Below are 17369 nucleotides of genomic sequence, written 5' to 3'. Positions count from 1 at the left end.
CCGGGACAGCTGGGCTCCGGCGTACGTGGGTGTGGTCGGGGCGAGGGCTACTGGAGATGTTGTGCGAGGCCGACGATGATTCCTTCGGGCGTGCGGAGATAGCAGAGTAGGTAGGCGTTCTCGAAGCGGGCGACGCTGCCGACCAGCTCGGCGCCGTGGGGGCGGAGGCGGGCAACGGTGCCCTCGAGGTTGTCCATGGCAAACATGACGCGGTGCATGCCAATCGTGTTGTGCGGTGGGTTCTGGGGTGTGGCGGGCTGGGCGGCGGGTGACCGGTATTTCGCCAGCTCTAGTCGGCTGTGACCGTCGGGGGTCCGCATCATCACGATGTCGCAGCGGACACCTTCCAGCCCGACGCATTCGTCGGCCCAGGATCCCTCGACCTGGCCCTGGCCCTTGCCCTCCACCTCAAGCCCGAGCTCGGTGAACAGGGCGACAGTGGCGTCCATGTCATCGACGACAATGCCGACGTTGTTCATTGACTGAATCGTCATGGTGGTTCTCCTCGATCGTCACGCGGCCCGTAATGGTCGCTGTTGTACCTGGGACGGAGCCCGCTCCAGATTCTCGACATCCCCGGCCTCAATCGAGGGCTTTCGTCAGGAGGCCGGGTTCGTACGCGCCGCCGAGGCTGTTGGTCATGACCGCCATCCGGTTGGTGGCGTTCATCATCGCGATCAGGGCGACCAGCGCGATCAGCTGATCCTCGTCGTAGTGCAGGCCGGCCCACGCCCAGGTCCTTCTCGAGACGCCCTCGCCGGCGTCGGCCAATCGGGTGCCCTCCTCGGTCAGGGCCAGCGCGGCCCGCTCGGCGTCGGTGAAGACGGTCGAGTGCCGCCAGCCCGCGACCAGGTTGAGCCGGAGCGCGGTCTCACCGGCTGCAGTGGCCTCCTTGGTGTGGATGTCGAGACAGAATCCGCAGCCGTTGATCTGGCTGGCCCGCAGCATCACCAGATCCCGGGTCGCCGCGGGCAGCGTCGACTCCTGGATCGCCAGGCTGACGTTGAACATCCTCTTGCTGATCTTGGCGCCGAGTTCGTTGCTCATCAGGTCGATACGGGGTTCCATCGGTAGGTCCTCACTCGTGGGGACGGCTGAACGACACCAAGACACCGGTGACCCGGCAGGATGTGACCGTGACGAGGGCCACACCGGTGCCGATGTCACACAACGGCGGGCTGTGACGTCAGGTGGGGGACAGCCGACGGCGCAAAGGAGCCACCCATGACCGGCACCGACCTCGCCACCGAGGCGTTCGTTGCCCACCGCAACCTCCTGTTCACCGTGGCGTACGAACTGCTCGGTTCCGCGGCCGACGCCGAGGACGTCCTCCAGGAGACCTGGCTGAAGTGGGTCGGCGTCGACCTGGAGACCGTGCGCGATCACCGTGCGTACCTGGTCCGGATCGCCAGCCGTCAGGCGCTCAGCCGGCTGCGGACCCTCGGCCGCCGCAAGGAGTCGTACGTCGGTCCATGGCTCCCCGAACCTCTCCTGACCACCCCGGACGTGGCTGAGGACATCGAGTTGGCCGACAGCGTCTCGATGGCGATGCTGCTGGTCCTCGAGACCCTGAAACCGACCGAGCGCGCGGTCTTCGTCCTGCGTGAGGTCTTCGGCCTGGAATACGACGAGATCGCGGAGGCCGTCGACAAGAAGCCGGCCGCCGTCCGTCAGATCGCCCACCGCGCCCGCGACCACGTGGCCGCCCGTCGACCCCGCGGAATCGTCTCCGCCGGCGAGACCCGGGACGCGATCCAGGCCTTCCAGCGCGCGATCACCACGGGCGATCTGCAGAGTCTGCTCGACGTACTCGCTCCCGACGTCGTCTTCCTCGCCGACGGTGGTGGCGTCGTCCAGGCAGTCCTCGAACCGATCGTCGGCGCGGATCGAGTCGCGGCCTTCCTCAACGGTGTGACCCGCTTCGCAGAGTCGCCGACCCAACTCACCCAGGTCAACGGTCAACCGGCGGTCCTCCTGTTCGGACCGGACGGCGAGATCAACACCGTGATGGCGCTGCACGTCGACAACGGACTCATCACCGGCATGTACATCGTCCGCAACCCCGAGAAGCTGTCCCGCCTGGACCAGGAGATCACCCTCAGCCGCTGACCGGCCCGGGTCAGGTTGATCGGTTGAGGTCTGCTGACTCTGGCACGGGCGTGAGCGCGGTGCCGCGGGCGAACCAGTTGAGGAGGTTGTCGACCACCAGGCCGGCCATGGCGTTGCGAGTAGGGATCGTGGCCGAGCCCACGTGCGGAAGGAGTACGACGTTCGGCAGGGTGAGCAGGTCTGGATGAACCTCGGGCTCGTGCTCGAAGACGTCCAGTCCGGCGGACAGGATCGTGTTGTCCCGCAGGGCGTCGACCAGCGCCTGCTCGTCGACGACCGAACCGCGGGCAACGTTGATCAGGATGCCCTCCGGCCCCAGCGCCTTCAGGACCTCGGCGTCGACGAGGTGACGCGTGCTGTCGCCGCCAGGAATCACGATCACCAAGGTGTCGACGTCCCGAGCCATCTCGACCAGCGATGAGTAGTAGCGGTAGTCGACATCCTTCCGTTGGCGATTGTGGTAGGCAACCGAGATGCCGAACGGCGCCACCCGGTCCGCGATCGCCTGGCCGATCCGGCCCAGACCGAGGATGCCCATCCGGCGGCCGTGCATCGTTGCCCGCGTCAACGGATACGAACCGTCCTTCCACCGGCCCTCGCGCAGATACCGCTCCGCCTGAGGTAGCTCACGGACCGTCATCAACAACAGGCCGAGTGCGGTATCGGCGACCTCGGCATCGAGCACGCCAGGCGTGTTCGTCACGACGACGCCGCGCTCGGCTGCGGTCTCGGCGTCGATCCGGTCGTAGCCGACACCGAAGCTGGCCACCAGTCGCACTGCCGGTAATCGGTCCAGGAATGCGCCGTCGATCCGCGTCCCACCGGTAGCGACGGCAACGATCTCGTCGCGGCGCTCGGCGAGCACGGCGTCGGGATTGCTCTCCTCCCACAGCCGAATCAGCTCACAATGACCCTCCAGCCCCGCCGCGACAGCGGGATTCATCGGTCCTGGCATCAGCACTACTGGTAGTCCCATGTCTCCTCCTTGGCCCCAATCCTTGTTGACTTCCAGTGCCTGGACCAGGAACCCAGCCAGCACTCTTCCGGCACTCTTCCTGCCCTCGGCCGGCCCCGATGTTCACCGCCACTTTCCCGCTCAACCCTATTTCCTGACGGCGCGAGGACCGACGATCGAAGGGAGGAGGCACCATGATCATCGACTGCGCCTACTACCGGGACGGACGCCGCCAGCACGTCGAGGCGATGTCGGTCGAGGACGCCGCTCGGCACTGCCAGACCGGCGGGTTCGTCTGGCTGGGCATGTACGAGCCCACCGCCGAGGAACTCGATCAGGCGAGAAAGAGTTTCGGCCTGCACGAGCTGGCCGTCGAGGATGCGCAGACCTTCCACCTCCGCCCCAAGGTCGAGCCGTACGCCGGCGATGTCGAGCTCGTCATCCTGCGCACAGCCCGATACGACGACCAGCGGAAGGAAGTCGACTTCGGCGAGGTCAGCGTGTTCGTGGGGAAGTCGTTCGTGATCACTGTCCGGCAGGGCGTGGCCAGCGATCTGCACGGCGCCCGGATCCGGCTCGAGCGGCGTCCTGAGCTGCTGGAATGCGGTACGAGCTCGGTCCTGTGGGCGATCCTCGACCAGGTCGTCGACAGCTACGGCCCGGTCGTCGCCGAACTCGAGCGAGACATCGAGCGCGTTGAGCAGACCGTGTTCGCGGGTGCTGTCGCGCCGACCGAGCAGATCTACTTCCTGCGCCGCGAAGTGACCGACTTCTACCGAGCCGTGCACCCGTTGCTCGCGGTACTCGCGACGATCGAGCGGGGCGCCCGGGACACCGCCCTGCTGCCGTACTTCCGCGACGTCCACGACCACCTGGTCCTGGTGAACGAAGAGGTTGCCGCGCAGCGCGACCTGCTCGCCACTGTGCTGGAAGCGAACATGGCGGTGATCGGTGTCGAACAGACCAAGGTCGGCGTCCGCCAGAACGCGAGCATGGAACAGCTGACCAAAATCGCCACGGTGTTCCTGCCGCTGACCTTCGTGACCGGGTTCTTCGGTCAGAACTTCGGCTGGCTGGTCGACCATGTGAACGCCGAGTGGGACTTCCTCGCCCTGGGCATCGGTGGTCTCGTGGTGCCGTGTATCGCCCTGATGGTGTGGTTCCGTCGGCAGCGGCAGTCCGGTCGGCAAGCTTCCTGACGCGCCGACGGGCCGACGACCAAGGGCTGACAGGTGCCGGGGCAGCTCCCGAAGTAGCGCTATCAGATCTGGTAGCGGACGGAAGCTGTCCGCTACCTGGTCGACGCTGGACCCATGACTACCTTCCACATGTACTTCGGTTACCGCGACGCGACCGGTGCTCTGCGCTGGCTGGAGAAGGCCTTCGGGTTCGAAACCACCATGGAGGTCCCCGACGACAAGGGCGGGGTCATGCACGCCGAGATGCGGTCCGACGGCGTCGCGTTCACCCTGTTCACCGACGAAGTGGGCTACGACCGGCCGACCCGGAAGGGTGACACCGTCGGCCACGGCGCGTACGTCGCCGTCGACTCTCAAGCCGAGGTCGACAACATCCACGCCACCGCGGTCGCCGCCGGTGCGGAGTCCATCTGGGAGCCCGCCCTGAGCGAGTGGGGCAACTACCGCTGCCGCGTCGCCGACCCCGAGGGCTACGAGTGGACGTTCGGCACCCACCGTCCTGGACTCCCCGCCGCCTGGTGATGCCGATCTCCAGGCCATCACAATCGTGGCGGGTCCCGCCGGCTGAGCGTGCGGCTGCGGGCCGACCGCGATTGTGATGGCCTGGAGAATCAGGCCTGCCTCCAGCCGCCGAGGTCGAGGTCGGCGATGACGACGGGCTGGCCGGTCGCCAAGGATTGATTGGCGGCGATGCCGACGGCTACGGCTCGGACTCCGTCGTGTACGTCGGCCGCGCGGGCAAGCGGATCGTCTGTCGGGCCTTGGAAGAGGTCGGTGTAGAGGAGACGGTCGCCGCCGCCGTGGCCGCCGACGCCTTGAGGAATCTCCACCTCGACCGCGGAAGCCCAGTGTTTCTGCAGGATCAGGCGCTCGCCGTCCGACCGGACCTCGCCGGCGACGACACGGTCGGACGGATAGCTCGGGTCGATCTGGTCGTCGATGACCGCTGCCCGCTCGACGACCTCCAGTTCAGCGCGGCCGAGAGTGCCGTTGACCGAGACGCGATACCCCTCCCACGGTGAATGGGCGTTGAGGGAGTAGCTCAGCCGGGCGCCGTTCGCGTACTCCGCGATCACGGCCAGGTTGTCCTCGATCGTGATCCCGGGACCGAACACGTCCTGGTCACGCCGGTACCCGTCGTACTGCTCGGACTCCCAGTAGAGCTGGCGGTTGATCTCGTCGATGCGGAGATCGAGCAGCCAGGGATCGTTGGCCGAACCATCGATCGTGCCACGCTCGGGTCGTTGCCCAAGGCCACGAGCTGCCGCGTTCCCCGAACCGTAGAAGGAGAGTCCGCCGGAGGCGAAGACTCGGGTAGGGGACGAGGCGATCCACCAGTTGACCAGGTCGAAGTGGTGGGAGGCCTTGTGGACCAGCAGACCGCCTGAGTTCTTCTTCTCCCGGTGCCAGCGGCGGAAGTAGTCCGCGCCGTGCCGCGTGTCGAGCACCCACTGGAACTCGACACTGGTGACCGCACCGATCTCGCCGTCCGCGATGAGTTGGCGCAGTGCGCTGTTCCGCGGTGAGTATCGGTAGTTGAAGGTGACGACGACCGACTTACCGGATTCGTTCATCGCGTCGACGATCTGCCGCGTACCGTCGGCGTCGATCGTCAGCGGCTTCTCCACGATCACATCCGCGCCGGCGCGCAGCAGCCGGGACACAACCGACGCGTGGGTGTAGTCGGGGCTCGTCACGACCACCCTGTCGACGGACTGCTCCTTGACCATCCGTTCGAGGTCGTCTGCGCCGTACTGCGGAAGCTCCGGGCCACCGAGCTCCTGCACGAACTGCTCGTGGAACGCGAGCCGGCCCGGGTTCGGGTCGAGCAACGCGACCAGCTGAGCCTCCTCCGGATGCTCCTGGAACATCGCGCGCACATACTCCCGTGCCCGCGAACCGGTCCCGGCGACTGCATAGCGTCTCGGCACGACGTGCTCCTCTACTCGTGTAGACCCCGCACGCTAGCAATCGTTTTCCATCACGGTCAAGGGTCGTAGTATCGGCTCATGCCCAAGGCTCTTGTCACGCGGAACGACGTCGCGGAGTACGCCGGGGTCAGCACGGCGGTGGTCAGCTACGTGGTCAACGAAGGCCCACGACCGGTCGCGCCGGACACCCGGCAGCGGGTGCTGGACGCGATCCGTGTCCTCGGCTACAGGCCGAACGCGACCGCCCGCGCGCTTCGGATGGGCACGACTCGGACCTTCGGTCTGATCACCCCGGACGGCGGCAATCCACTCTTCGCCGAGCTCGCCAAGGCGATCGACAAAGAGGCCTCCGCGCGCGGGTACGTCGTTCTGCAGACCAGCGCCGACGGGGACCCGGTCACCGAACAGGCGAAGATCGCGGAGCTCGTCGTACGGCAGGTGAGCGGTCTGATCCTGGTCGCGCCGGCTGAAGCGCCGGAGGTCGAAGGCAGCGTGCCGGTCGTCGCCATCAACCGAGTGCTCCCGGCGGTGTCGTCGGTCCGGCCCCAATACCGCGAGGGCGCGCGGGCCGGAGTAGAGCACTTGATCGGCCATGGTCACCAAACAATTGGTCTGGTGATCGGTCCAGTGCCACGGGGAGCAGCCGAATCTGACAACCGTGATGTGCGGGTTGGGGAGCGAGAGGTCGGTTGGCGAGATGCGCTGCGGGGAGCGGGGCTCGGGGACGGGCCGATCGCACGCGCCGCCTTCAGTCGGATCGGTGGGTACGACGCCGGCGGTCAGTTGCTCGCAGCAACCAATCGGCCGACCGCGATCTTCTCGAGCTCGGATCTCCAGGCGATCGGGGTCCTCCGGGCGATCCACGAAGCAGGGTTGCGGATCCCGGAGGATGTCGCTGTGGTCGCGTTCGACGGGACCGCGGAGACGGAGTACAGCTGGCCGCCGCTGACCGTCGTACGTCAGCCGCTCGAGCGGTTGGCGCGTGCGGCCGTACGCCGGCTGATCGACGGTGAGGATGCGGTCGAGGCTTTGACCTATCCGACCGAGTTGATCCTGCGGCAGTCCTGCGGCTGTTAGAGCGTTCCCAGGTCTTCGAAGATGAGGGCGGTCCGGGTGCCTAGGACTTCGGGGATGGCTTGGAGTTTTTCGAGGACTACGCGGCGGAGACCTTCGTTGTCGGCGGCTCGGACGAGGAGGATCGCGTCGAAGTCGCCGCCGACCAGGGCCATGTGTTTGATCTCGGGAATTGCCTGGAGTTGCTCGCGCAGGGATCGCCACGAGCTCTGGCGGAGACTGAGTGTGACGTACGCCGAGGTCGCCAGGCCCAGCTTGAGTGGGTCGACGGTGACGGTGAATCCGGTGATCGCCCCGGTCGTGGTGAGTCGCTCGACGCGCGCGTAGGCGTTCGCCCGGGAGATGTGAACCTGGTCCGCGAGGGCCCGGATCGACAGCCGTCCGTCCCGGCCGAGCGCCTCGACGATCTGCCGATCGACCTCGTCCAGCGCCGGAGCCACGACCATCTGTCCAGGACCGGCCCGGTGGACCATCGTCTGTTCAGACATCTGAGCCGCTCCTTCGCTTCAGTCGAACCAAACGTCTCGCGATTCTCCCACCTATAGATCCGATTGGCCAGAAGTACGACGATGAGGCCACCGTCTGTCTCCTGCGCTGGAGGGCCCATGACTACCGTCGAGGAGCGTTTGCTCCCCTCCGCGGAACCCGTCCGGTTGATCGACCAGGACGGCGTTCCGCACGAGCACCCGTCGTACCGGCTGCCGTCCAAGGACGCCTTGGTCGACGGCTACGTTCAGTTGATCAAGGGCCGCCGGATCAACGATCAGGCCAGTGCACTGGTTCGCCAGGGCCGGCTCGCCGTGTATCCGTCGTCGCACGGCCAGGAGGCCTGCCAGGTCGCGGCCACGATGGTCCTGAGCGATGGGGACTGGCTGTTCCCGACGTACCGCGACACGGTCTCGATCATGAGCCGCGGCGTCGACCCGATCGAGACGCTGACACTGCTACGTGGCGACTGGCACTCGGGCTACGACCCGTACGCACGCAACGTCGCGCCGCAGTCCACACCGCTCGCGACCCAGCTCACCCATGCGGTCGGGGTCGCCCACGCGGCGCGGCTGAAGGGCGAGGACACCGTGGTGATGGCGCTCTGCGGTGATGGCGCGACCAGCGAGGGCGACTTCCATGAGGCGCTGAACTTCGCTGCTGTGTTCCATGCACCGGTTGTCTTCTTCATCCAGAACAACGAGTACGCGATCTCCGTACCGCTGGCGCGTCAGACCGTGGCGCCATCCCTTGCGCACAAGGGGATCGGGTACGGCGTCCCCGGCGAACGGGCCGATGGCAACGATCTTGCCGGGCTGCTCGCCGTGCTCGGAGACGCTGTGCAGAAGGCGCGTTCGGGCCAAGGTCCGCAGCTGGTCGAGGCGCACACGTATCGCGTTCAGGCACACACGAACGCCGATGATGCGACTCGATATCGCGAGGACGACGAGGTCACGCCGTGGTTGGAACGCGATCCGATCAAGCGGCTCGAGACCTATCTCGATCAGCAGGGCTGGTTGGACGACGGTCTGCGGTCGCGGGCCGAGGGCGAGGCGGCCGAGGTCGCCGATCGGCTGCGCGCGGGATTGATGCCGGAGCCGTCGGTCGACCCGGACGAGCTGTTCACCCATCTGTATGCCGAGCAGACGCAGCAGTTGCGCGAGCAGGCCGCGTTCCTGCACGACGAGCTGGCGCGAGAGGAGGCCTGAGATGACGCACGAGAAGATCTCGATGGCCCAGGCGCTCAACCGGGCCCTGCGCGACGCGATGCGGGCGGACGACTCGGTGCTGATGTTCGGTGAGGACGTCGGCGCGCTCGGCGGTGTCTTCCGGATCACGGACGGGCTGACCGCGGAGTTCGGCGAGGATCGTTGCTTCGACACCCCATTGGCCGAGTCCGGGATCGTCGGGATGGCGGTCGGCCTGGCGATGAACGGGATGCGGCCGGTCGTCGAGATGCAGTTCGACGCGTTCGGGTATCCGGCGTTCGAACAGATCGTCTCGCACGTCGCGAAGATGCGGAACCGGACCCGCGGCCGGGTCGCCCTGCCGATGGTGATCCGGATGCCGTACGCCGGGGGCATCGGCGGCGTCGAGCATCACTGCGACTCGTCGGAGAGCTACTACGCGCACACGCCGGGGCTCACGGTGGTTGCGCCGGCGACGGTCGCGGACGCGTACACGTTGTTGCGCAAGGCAATCGAATGGCCTGACCCGGTGGTGTTCATGGAGCCCAAGAAGCTTTACTGGGCGAAGGAAGAGGTCGATCTCACCGAGGACGAGCCGGGGATCGGGACTGCCGTCGTACGGCGAGAAGGCGCGGACGCGACGTTGATCGCGTACGGGCCGACGGTGCCGGTCGCGCTCGAGGCCGCGGAGGCTGCGGCTGCTGAGGGACGGCAGTTGGGTGTGGTGGATCTGCGGTCGATCGTGCCGTTCGACGACGAGACGGTGTGTGCGGCGGTACGACGTACTGGACGGGCTGTCGTGGTTGCGGAGGCCAGTGGGTTCGCGAGTGTCTCTTCGGAGATCGTTGCTCGGGTCACCGAACGGTGCTTCCACTCGTTGGCGGCGCCGATTCGGCGGGTGACCGGGTTCGACATTCCTTATCCGCCGCCGAAGCTGGAGAAGTACCAGCTGCCGGGGGTGGACCGGATCCTTGACGCTGTTGACGATCTGCAATGGGAGGACTCGTGAATACCTTCCATTTGCCCGACCTCGGTGAAGGGCTGACCGAGGCTGAGATCGTGCGGTGGCTGGTGAAGGTCGGGGATGTTGTCGCCGTTGACACGCCTGTTGCTGAGGTCGAGACCGCGAAGTCGATCGTTGAGCTGCCGTCTCCTTATGCTGGTGTGGTTTCAGAACTCCATGGTGAGCCGGGGACTGTCGTTCCGGTCGGAAAGCCGCTCATCACGGTTGGCGCGGGTGACGCTGGGTCTACGTACCGCGAAGAGGAGCAGGCCGGCTCTGGCAACGTCCTGATCGGCTACGGCACCGGAGACACCCCACACTCCGGCCGCCGCCGGAAGCCTCGTTCAGTTGGTAGCTCGGCTGACGTCGCCTCCCATGCGGCGGACGCTGTCGCGGCGTCTTCTGCCGCGCCCGCCGGAAGAGCAGTAGTAGCCGTCGGCCGTAACACTTCTCAGGCTGGGGCAGCCCCCGCCCGTGACTCGGCTGGGGTGGCGCTGGGGCGTGACGTTTCTGGGGTTGGGGTGGCTCTGGGCGGTGACGGTGCTTCCTCGGGTGATGTTGGTGGGCGGCGGGTGGCTTTGGTGGTTTCGCCTTTGGTTCGGCGGTTGGCTCGGGATGCTGGGGTGGACTTGGTGGGGGTGGCTGGGTCTGGGCCGGATGGGTTGATTGTTCGGCGGGACGTGGAGTTGGCGATCGCCGCTCGGTTGGAGACGCCTCGGATGGTTGAGTCTCGAACCGGGCTGGACGAGTTGAAGCGGGAGCCGATGAGTGGGTTCCGTAAGGCTGTGGTGGCGACCTTGTCGCGTAGCCGGACGGAGATTCCGGAAGCGACCACCTGGGTGGATGTGGACGCGACCGCGCTGATGGAGTTGCGCGCGTCGTTGCGATCGGCAACCGATCCCGGGCCGGGTTTGCTTGCGTTGATGGGCCGGTTTGTGGTGGCAGGGTTGATGAAATACCCAGAGCTGAACGGGTTCGTCGACACCGAGCGTGAAGAACTGGTGCAGTACGACGGGGTCAACCTCGGACTCGCCGCGCAGACGGACCGGGGTCTCGTCGTACCGGCTGTTGCGAACGCGCATCGGCTGACGACGCGCGGTCTGGACGAGGAGATCCGCCGGTTGACCGAATCCGCGCGGTCCGGCCGGTTGTCGCCGTACGAGCTGTCCTGCGGCACGTTCACGCTGAACAACTACGGCAGCTTCGGCGTCGACGGGAGCGCCGCGATCATCAACCACCCGCAGGTCGCGATCCTCGGCGTCGGACGGATCATCGACCGGCCGTGGGTGGTGAACGGCGAGATCGCGATCCGCAAACTCACCCAGCTGTCGCTCGTCTTCGACCACCGTGTCTGCGACGGCGGAACGGCGGCCGCGTTCCTCCGCTTCGTCGCCGACGCCTTCGAAAACCCAACGTCAGCCTTCGCCGACCTCTAGAACTAACGGCACCGGTGACCGATCCCCGTGGATCGGCCACCGGTGCCGGGTTATTAGTCGTTGATCTGCGTTGTCAGCGCCGAGTAGTACGACGCGACCTCCGCGTACACCCCGGGGTTGCCGGCGTCCGCGCACCCGATGCCCCACGACACGACCCCGAACAGCCGGCCATTCAGCACCAGCGGGCCACCGGAGTCGCCCTGACACGAGTCCTTGCCGCCGTTCTTGTATCCGGCGCAGATCTCACCGTTGGCGACGTACCCGTCGTCCGCGTACACGTCACCGCAGTACGCGTCGCCGAGCACCGGCACGAGCACCTTCTGGAACCGGTCCTCCGGTCCAGTGCCCTCAGTGGTGCCCCAGCCGTAGACCGTCGACTGTGCACCGACCGCGTCGGCGGCCCGGCTCGATTCCAGCGGCAGCGTCGCGACTCCGGTGAACGGAGTGGTCAGTGTCATCACTGCTACGTCGTGACCGGCCACGCGTCCGTACTGCGGGTCCTTCCAGATCTTGGAGATCCTCGAGGTCTTGCCGGCGGTGCCGCGCAGGTCGTCGCGGCCCTGGACCGCGGTGTACGTGCTGATCGACTGCGTGACGCAGTGCGCCGCGGTGACGATCTTGTTCGCCTTGACCAGGGTCGCGCCGCAGTACTGGCCGTACGGGTCCGACGAGCGGCTGTTGTTCAGCGCGATCGCCCAGGGCGCCTGCGCGGTGCTGGCCAGCGTGCCACCGACGATGTCGGCCCGTGGCGGGGTCTTCGCCTCGGCGGCACCGACTGCGCCGAGCGAGGTGGCCGCGAGAACGGCGGCGGCGAAGACGGCACGGGCGAGCTTGAGCTTTCCGGACATGCCTCACACTCCAGTGTTCAGTGGGTCGCCAGGGCGGTGCGACCCCATGACTCAGAAGAGTTGCCTGCCTACGAGGAGTAGGGCAAGCGCTTGACCGGGCACATCGGTGACGGGACATCCCCGTGCCATCCCCGTGCCATCCCCTGCCGTCTCCGGACCATTCGCGACCAAAGTCGCCGCCTGATAGACCTCCGCACGACGAATTCTCCGGCGTACCGGCGAAAACTCAGGACCATGACCATCAACCGGGCACAGTTCCTCCAGCGCGCGGCCGCCCTCGGCCTGCTCGCAACGACGACGGGAATCACGACCGCCACCACCGCAGCGGCTGGACGGCCAAGGCTGAAACTCAAGGGGGTCGCGTACGACACCGGGACCGGCTTCATCGGTGACGACAGCCGGGTGTTGTGGCGCGACGACATCATGCGTGGTGAGCTCAGCGCCATCCGCCATCGGCTGCACGCGAACTGGGTGAGCATCTACGGCAGCGACGTACGGCGTCTGACCGATACCGCGACCGCCGCACTCGAGCAGGGGCTGACGGTGTCGATTCAGCCACGGTCGTTCGATGAGCCGCAGGTCGACGAGCTGGAGAAGTTGCGCCAGGTCGCAGTGCAGGCCGAGCGCTTGCGGCGGCGGTACGACCAGGAGGTGATTCTGGTGATCGGTTGCGAGTTCATGCTGTTCACCCCCGGCATCGTCCCGGGCGCAACCTTCTTCGACCGGATCGAGTACCTGACCAAGGGCGAGTTCGACTGGCCCGAGCTGCAACGAAAGTTCCGGGACTTCACCGCGCGGATGGTGAAGGTTGCCCGGAGCAACTTCAAGGGCCGGATCACGTACGGCGCGGCGTCCGATCTGGAGCCGGTGGACTGGTCGTTGTTCGACCTCGTCGGACTGGACTACTACTCGTACCACGCGAACCGTGCCGATCACACCAAGGAGCTGGCGCCGTTCCGCCGGTGGGGTAAGCCGATCCTGATCCTCGAGTTCGGATGCTGCACGTTCACGGGCGCGGCCGAACTGGGTGGGATGGGTTGGGACATCGTCGACTTCAGTGGCGACGTGCCGGTGATCCCGCCGCAGTACGTCCGCAACGAGCAGGAGCAGGCCGACCACCTGGCCCATATGCTCGATGTGTTCGCCGGTGAAGGGTTCCTCGGGGCATCGCCGTACACCTTCATCTCACCCGACGCCCCGCACCGTCCGCACGACCGTCCCCATGACGAAGACATGGCCGCGTACAGCCTCTGCAAAGTCCTCCGGGTGAACGACGACGACCCCGCGTCCCGCTATCGCTGGCAGCCGAAGAAGTCCTTCTCCTCAGTAGCTAACTTCTACACGACTTGCTGAAGGTGTCCGGGTGTCCTGAGGACGGCGGTCCAGGAGACCGGAGATGAGCGCAACGACCAGGCCGGACGCAGTGAGTGCGGCACCGACCCAGTTGGAGGCGGTGTAGCCGAAACCGTGGGCGATGGTCAGGCCGCCGAGGTACGCGCCGATCGCGTTGCCGAGGTTGAAACCGGCGATGTTCGCCGCCGACGCCAGCGCCGGAGCGCCGGCGGCCTTGTCCATCACCCGCTTCTGCAGCGGCGCAACGGTCGCAAACGCAGCCGCACCGAACACTGCGATCGTCACAGCCGCGGCCAGCTTGCTGTGTGCGGTGAAGACGAACACGACCAGTACGGCGGCCAGTAGCGCAAGGATCACGTACAGACTCGGCATCAGCGACCGGTCCGCTACCTTGCCACCGACCAGGTTCCCGACGACCAGACCGCCGCCGAACAACACCAGCAACCAGGTCACTGCCCCGGATGAGAAGCCGGCGACCTCAGTCATCATCGGGGCGATGTAGGTGAACGACGCGAACACCCCGGCGAACCCGAGCGTCGTCATGGCCAGCGCCAACCACACCTGCCCGTTCCTGAACACGGCCAGCTCACTCCGCAGCCCGGGACCCTCAGACGAGCCCTGGCGCGGTACGAGGAAGACAATGCCGAGCAAACCGACCACACCGAACGCCGTGACCGCCCAGAACGTCGACCGCCAGCCGAAGGCCTGCCCGAGCGCCGTACCGCCGGGAACACCGAGCACATTCGCCACAGTCAGACCGGTGAACATCAGTGCGATCGCACTCGCCTGCTTGGCCTTCGGCACCAGCGATGCCGCAACCACGGATCCGACTCCGAAGAACGCGCCGTGCGACAGCGCAGCCACGATCCGGCCGGCCATCAGAACGCCGTACGACGGAGCAAGCGCGGAGATCAGGTTGCCGGCGATGAACACGCCCATCAGCGCGATCAGCACGGTCTTGCGCGAGATCTTGGCACCGATCGCGGTGAGCAGTGGGGCGCCGACCACGACGCCGAGCGCATAGCCGGAGATGAGTAGACCGGCGGACGGGATGCTGACGTCGAAGTCGCTCGCGACCTCGGGCAGCAGGCCCATGATGACGAACTCGGTGGTGCCGATCCCGAACGCACCGATCGCCAGCGCCAGCAGAGCTGCGGGCATGACTGGATCTCTCCTCGAAGGTAGTCTTGAAGAACGGTTACCGGCGTCCGCGATAGTTGCAGACGCGGGCTATTGCATAAGCGCTATGATGGCGTATGCAATCGTAAGTTTCAAGTGGACCCAGGTTTTGGTCGACCCAGGTGGAGGAGTCATGGGACTACCGGATGGCGCCGCGGAGGCGCGGGCGCAGGGGTGGCGGACCCTGGCTGCTCTGCATGCCCGGATCGAGGACGAGCTGGAGCGCGCGCTGCAGAAGCAGCACGGCCTGTCCGTGAGCGAGTACAGCGTGCTCGATGTGCTGGCGCGACAGGATGACTACCACCTGCGGATGAACCAGCTCTCCACCGCGGTCGTGCTCAGTCAGTCGGCGACGACCCGCCTGGTGAACCGGCTCGAGGATCGCAAGCTGCTCGAGCGGTACCTGTGCGTGGACGACCGTCGCGGCATCTATACCGAGGTCACCAAGGCCGGCCGCGACCTCCTCGACCAGGCCCAGCCGACACATGACGCCGTACTCACGGCCGCCCTGGAGAAGGCCGCCGAGCTGCCGGAGCTGGCCCCGCTGGTGGGCGCTCTCGACAGGCTGACGTCGAAGGTCTGAGATGGCCCGCCGGTACAACAACCGGAAGCTCTACTTCTGGCTGATGGGTAGCTGCCTGGTCCTGATCGGGCTGGCGTGGTTCGTCGTACGCCTGTTCTCGATCCCGACCGCGATCGGGATGAGCGCAGTGGCGGCCGTGCTGCCGCCGATCGCGGTGATCGTGGCCAACTGGGGTCAGGACTGAGCCTTGGCCGCTGGGGTCGGGTCCAGATAGAGGTGGCGGACCGACGGATGCGTACGGCGTACTTCGGCATCGACTCGCTCTGCGACCTGCTCGATCTCAGCACCTGTGGTCGCGGAGTCGACCAGGTCGACCGACGCAACCACGAGCACCTGGTCGGGCGCAAGGCGCAGGCTGAGGAGGTCGAGGACGGACTCGATGCCGGGTTGGCGCGAGATGATCGCGCGGATCTCGCGCTGGGTGTCGTCCGGAAGGGCCTGGCCGATCAGCATTGCCTTGTTGTCGCGGCCGAGCGTGAACGCGACCACGATGAGCAGCAGCCCGATCGCGATCGAGGCGGCGCCGTCCCAGAAGTGCTGTCCGGTGACGACTGCCAGCGTCACGCCGACTGCGGCGATCAGAAGCCCGATCAGGGCGGCCGAGTCCTCGAAGGCCACGGTTTTGACCGCGGGCTCGGCGTCGCGGAGTTGCTCCTTGACCGGTACGCCGCGCTCGCGGGCTTCCCGGCGTACCTGAATCATTGCCCGTAGCCACGACGTTCCTTCGAACACGAACGAGATCAGCAGGACCGCGTAGATCATCACGAGCGAGGCAATCGGCTCGGGATCGAGCAGGGAGCGCAGGCCCTCGGCGATCGAGAAGCCGGCGCCGAGGACAAGGATCCCGACCGCGGCGAGCAGGGCCCAGAAGTAGCGTTCCATCCCGTAGCCGAAGGGATGCCGCGCGTCGGCCGGCTTGCGGCTGCGCTTGAGAGCGGTCAGCAGGAACACCTGGTTGAGCGTGTCGGCGACCGAGTGCGCCGCCTCGGCCAGGAGCGCGGTCGAACCTGACAGTAGGCCGGCGACGATCTTGGCGATCGCGATCGCCAGGTTCGCACTACCGGCCAGGAGGACTGTTCCGTCGGATTCTTCTTTCGCCATCACGTCCGCGTGCCCGGTGGACCGTCTGCGCAAACGAGGACGTCGATGAACGCGGCGGCCAATGGGTCGGGCTCGCCGCGGGTGTACGCCGTGAGTATGCGGCAAACCGGTGGGTCGGGATGCAGGACGTGACCGTCGAAGTCCTTGGGAACGATGTTGTCGGGAACCAGTGCCGGTCCCAGGCCGGCCGCGGCCAGAGCGGGTGCGGCGGCGGTCTGTTCGGTGCGTACGGCGATCCGCGGTTCGAAACCGGCTTGTGCACAGGCGAGATCGAGTACGTCGCCCAGCCCGTGGCCCGGCGTGTAATGGACCCAAGCCCGGTCGGCGAGGTCCTTGAGGCTGACGGTGTCGCCAACGGCCGCCGGGTCGTCGTTCGCGACGACCACGACGAGTTCCTCCGTGCCGAGGGTTCGGGTGACGCCGGTCCAGCCTTTTGGTTCGGGACCCACGGCGAGGTCGGCCTGGCCGGCGTACATGGCTGCGATGAGTTCGTCGGTGTGGCGGTGCTCGAACAGCCGGATGCCGACCTGGGGATGGGTCTGCCGCCAGCGGCGGAGTGCGGCGGGCAGGACGCCCAGCGTCATCGAGTAGAGCGTCGCGATCTGCAACTCGCCGACCTCGAGCCCGGCCGCCTGGCGCGCGGCGCAGCGGGCCCGGTCCGCGTCGGCGAGCGTGGCGCGGGCGTGCGGGAGCATCGCACGGCCGGTCGGGGTGAGCCGAACGTTGCGCGGCAACCGCTCCAGCAGCGGACCGCCTGCGGAGCGCTCGAGTGCGCGGATCTGGTGCGACAACGCCGGCTGGCTCACGTGCAGGATCTCGGCCGCCCTGGTGAAGGAGCCCAGATCGACCACCGTGACGAGGTACTCCAGCTGCCTGAGCGTGGTCATAAGCAGAGTTTATGGCCGTGGTGAAAACCATGTCTTGG

Annotated in this window: 19 protein-coding genes; 10 read left to right on the top strand and 9 right to left on the bottom strand. The window is 66.8% G+C overall.

All coding sequences use genetic code 11. From position 1 onward, the window contains the following. Positions 1-47 precede the first annotated feature (47 nt). Entirely contained in the window at positions 48-494 is a 447-nt protein-coding gene (locus ACWF4Z_RS17480) for a VOC family protein (RefSeq protein ID WP_452244081.1), read from the bottom strand. A gap of 88 nt (positions 495-582) precedes the next feature. Beyond that, positions 583-1068: a carboxymuconolactone decarboxylase family protein gene (locus ACWF4Z_RS17475; protein ID WP_452244080.1), complete on the bottom strand. Its 486-nt coding sequence runs from the start codon at positions 1066-1068 to the stop codon at positions 583-585. A gap of 156 nt (positions 1069-1224) precedes the next feature. On the opposite strand from ACWF4Z_RS17475, the gene ACWF4Z_RS17470 reads away from it, so the two are divergent. After that, entirely contained in the window at positions 1225-2109 is an 885-nt protein-coding gene (locus ACWF4Z_RS17470; RefSeq protein WP_452244079.1) for an RNA polymerase sigma-70 factor, read from the top strand. 10 nt (positions 2110-2119) lie between these two features. On the opposite strand, the gene ACWF4Z_RS17465 is transcribed toward ACWF4Z_RS17470, so the two are convergent. Next, positions 2120-3085, bottom strand: coding sequence for a 2-hydroxyacid dehydrogenase (locus ACWF4Z_RS17465; protein WP_452244078.1), 966 nt, complete (start codon positions 3083-3085; stop codon positions 2120-2122). A 173-nt stretch (positions 3086-3258) separates the two neighbouring features. Between ACWF4Z_RS17465 and ACWF4Z_RS17460 the strand changes: the two genes are divergently transcribed. Then, positions 3259-4263: a magnesium and cobalt transport protein CorA gene (locus ACWF4Z_RS17460; protein WP_452244077.1), complete on the top strand. Its 1005-nt coding sequence runs from the start codon at positions 3259-3261 to the stop codon at positions 4261-4263. A 114-nt stretch (positions 4264-4377) separates the two neighbouring features. After that, a complete protein-coding gene (locus tag ACWF4Z_RS17455) occupies positions 4378-4785 on the top strand; it encodes a VOC family protein (RefSeq protein ID WP_452244076.1) in 408 nt (135 codons plus the stop codon). 89 nt (positions 4786-4874) lie between these two features. Here the strand turns inward: ACWF4Z_RS17455 and ACWF4Z_RS17450 are convergent, their stop codons facing one another. Beyond that, positions 4875-6194, bottom strand: a complete 1320-nt coding sequence (locus ACWF4Z_RS17450; protein ID WP_452244075.1) for a Gfo/Idh/MocA family protein — start codon at positions 6192-6194, stop codon at positions 4875-4877. A gap of 78 nt (positions 6195-6272) precedes the next feature. Between ACWF4Z_RS17450 and ACWF4Z_RS17445 the strand changes: the two genes are divergently transcribed. Continuing rightward, positions 6273-7271 (top strand): LacI family DNA-binding transcriptional regulator, encoded by a 999-nt coding sequence (locus ACWF4Z_RS17445; protein WP_452244074.1) that lies wholly within the window; start codon positions 6273-6275, stop codon positions 7269-7271. Here the strand turns inward: ACWF4Z_RS17445 and ACWF4Z_RS17440 are convergent. Further along, positions 7268-7756 carry an Lrp/AsnC family transcriptional regulator gene (locus ACWF4Z_RS17440; RefSeq protein WP_452244073.1) on the bottom strand — a complete coding sequence of 163 codons (489 nt, stop codon included), beginning with the start codon at positions 7754-7756 and terminating at the stop codon, positions 7268-7270. The genes ACWF4Z_RS17445 and ACWF4Z_RS17440 overlap by 4 nt on opposite strands. Positions 7757-7873: 117 nt before the next feature. On the opposite strand from ACWF4Z_RS17440, the gene ACWF4Z_RS17435 reads away from it, so the two are divergent. Genes ACWF4Z_RS17435 through ACWF4Z_RS17425 form a run of 3 tightly spaced genes read left to right on the top strand, consistent with a single transcriptional unit; the run spans position 7874 to position 11380 of the window. Further along, the gene (locus ACWF4Z_RS17435; protein ID WP_452244072.1) at positions 7874-8962 is read left to right on the top strand and encodes a thiamine pyrophosphate-dependent dehydrogenase E1 component subunit alpha; all 1089 of its coding nucleotides are present in this window, start codon (positions 7874-7876) and stop codon (positions 8960-8962) included. Between the two features lies 1 nt (position 8963). Further along, positions 8964-9950 carry an alpha-ketoacid dehydrogenase subunit beta gene (locus tag ACWF4Z_RS17430; RefSeq protein WP_452244071.1) on the top strand — a complete coding sequence of 329 codons (987 nt, stop codon included), beginning with the start codon at positions 8964-8966 and terminating at the stop codon, positions 9948-9950. Continuing rightward, positions 9947-11380, top strand: a complete 1434-nt coding sequence (locus ACWF4Z_RS17425) for a dihydrolipoamide acetyltransferase family protein (RefSeq protein ID WP_452244070.1) — start codon at positions 9947-9949, stop codon at positions 11378-11380. Before ACWF4Z_RS17430 ends, ACWF4Z_RS17425 begins: the two co-directional genes overlap by 4 nt. 53 nt (positions 11381-11433) lie before the next feature. Here ACWF4Z_RS17425 and ACWF4Z_RS17420 read toward each other — a convergent pair whose 3' ends face one another. Then, positions 11434-12228, bottom strand: a complete 795-nt coding sequence (locus ACWF4Z_RS17420; protein ID WP_452244069.1) for a S1 family peptidase — start codon at positions 12226-12228, stop codon at positions 11434-11436. A 234-nt stretch (positions 12229-12462) separates the two neighbouring features. On the opposite strand from ACWF4Z_RS17420, the gene ACWF4Z_RS17415 reads away from it, so the two are divergent. Further along, positions 12463-13581, top strand: a complete 1119-nt coding sequence (locus ACWF4Z_RS17415) for a hypothetical protein (RefSeq protein WP_452244068.1) — start codon at positions 12463-12465, stop codon at positions 13579-13581. Here ACWF4Z_RS17415 and ACWF4Z_RS17410 read toward each other — a convergent pair. Continuing rightward, entirely contained in the window at positions 13552-14742 is a 1191-nt protein-coding gene (locus ACWF4Z_RS17410) for an MFS transporter (RefSeq protein WP_452244067.1), read from the bottom strand. The two genes, ACWF4Z_RS17415 and ACWF4Z_RS17410, sit on opposite strands and share 30 nt — an antisense overlap. Before the next feature lie 151 nt (positions 14743-14893). Between ACWF4Z_RS17410 and ACWF4Z_RS17405 the strand changes: the two genes are divergently transcribed. Continuing rightward, positions 14894-15343 carry a MarR family winged helix-turn-helix transcriptional regulator gene (locus ACWF4Z_RS17405; RefSeq protein ID WP_452244066.1) on the top strand — a complete coding sequence of 150 codons (450 nt, stop codon included), beginning with the start codon at positions 14894-14896 and terminating at the stop codon, positions 15341-15343. 1 nt (position 15344) lies between these two features. After that, complete coding sequence (locus ACWF4Z_RS17400; protein ID WP_452244065.1) at positions 15345-15527, top strand: DUF3099 domain-containing protein; 183 nt, start codon at positions 15345-15347, stop codon at positions 15525-15527. Here the strand turns inward: ACWF4Z_RS17400 and ACWF4Z_RS17395 are convergent. Further along, entirely contained in the window at positions 15518-16444 is a 927-nt protein-coding gene (locus ACWF4Z_RS17395) for a cation diffusion facilitator family transporter (protein ID WP_452244064.1), read from the bottom strand. The two genes, ACWF4Z_RS17400 and ACWF4Z_RS17395, sit on opposite strands and share 10 nt — an antisense overlap. Next, positions 16444-17331, bottom strand: a complete 888-nt coding sequence (locus ACWF4Z_RS17390) for a LysR family transcriptional regulator (RefSeq protein ID WP_452244063.1) — start codon at positions 17329-17331, stop codon at positions 16444-16446. Before ACWF4Z_RS17390 ends, ACWF4Z_RS17395 begins: the two co-directional genes overlap by 1 nt. Positions 17332-17369 lie beyond the last annotated feature (38 nt).

The organism is Kribbella sp. NPDC055071 (assembly GCF_053608045.1).
This window is presented reverse-complemented; position numbering and strand designations above follow the sequence as displayed.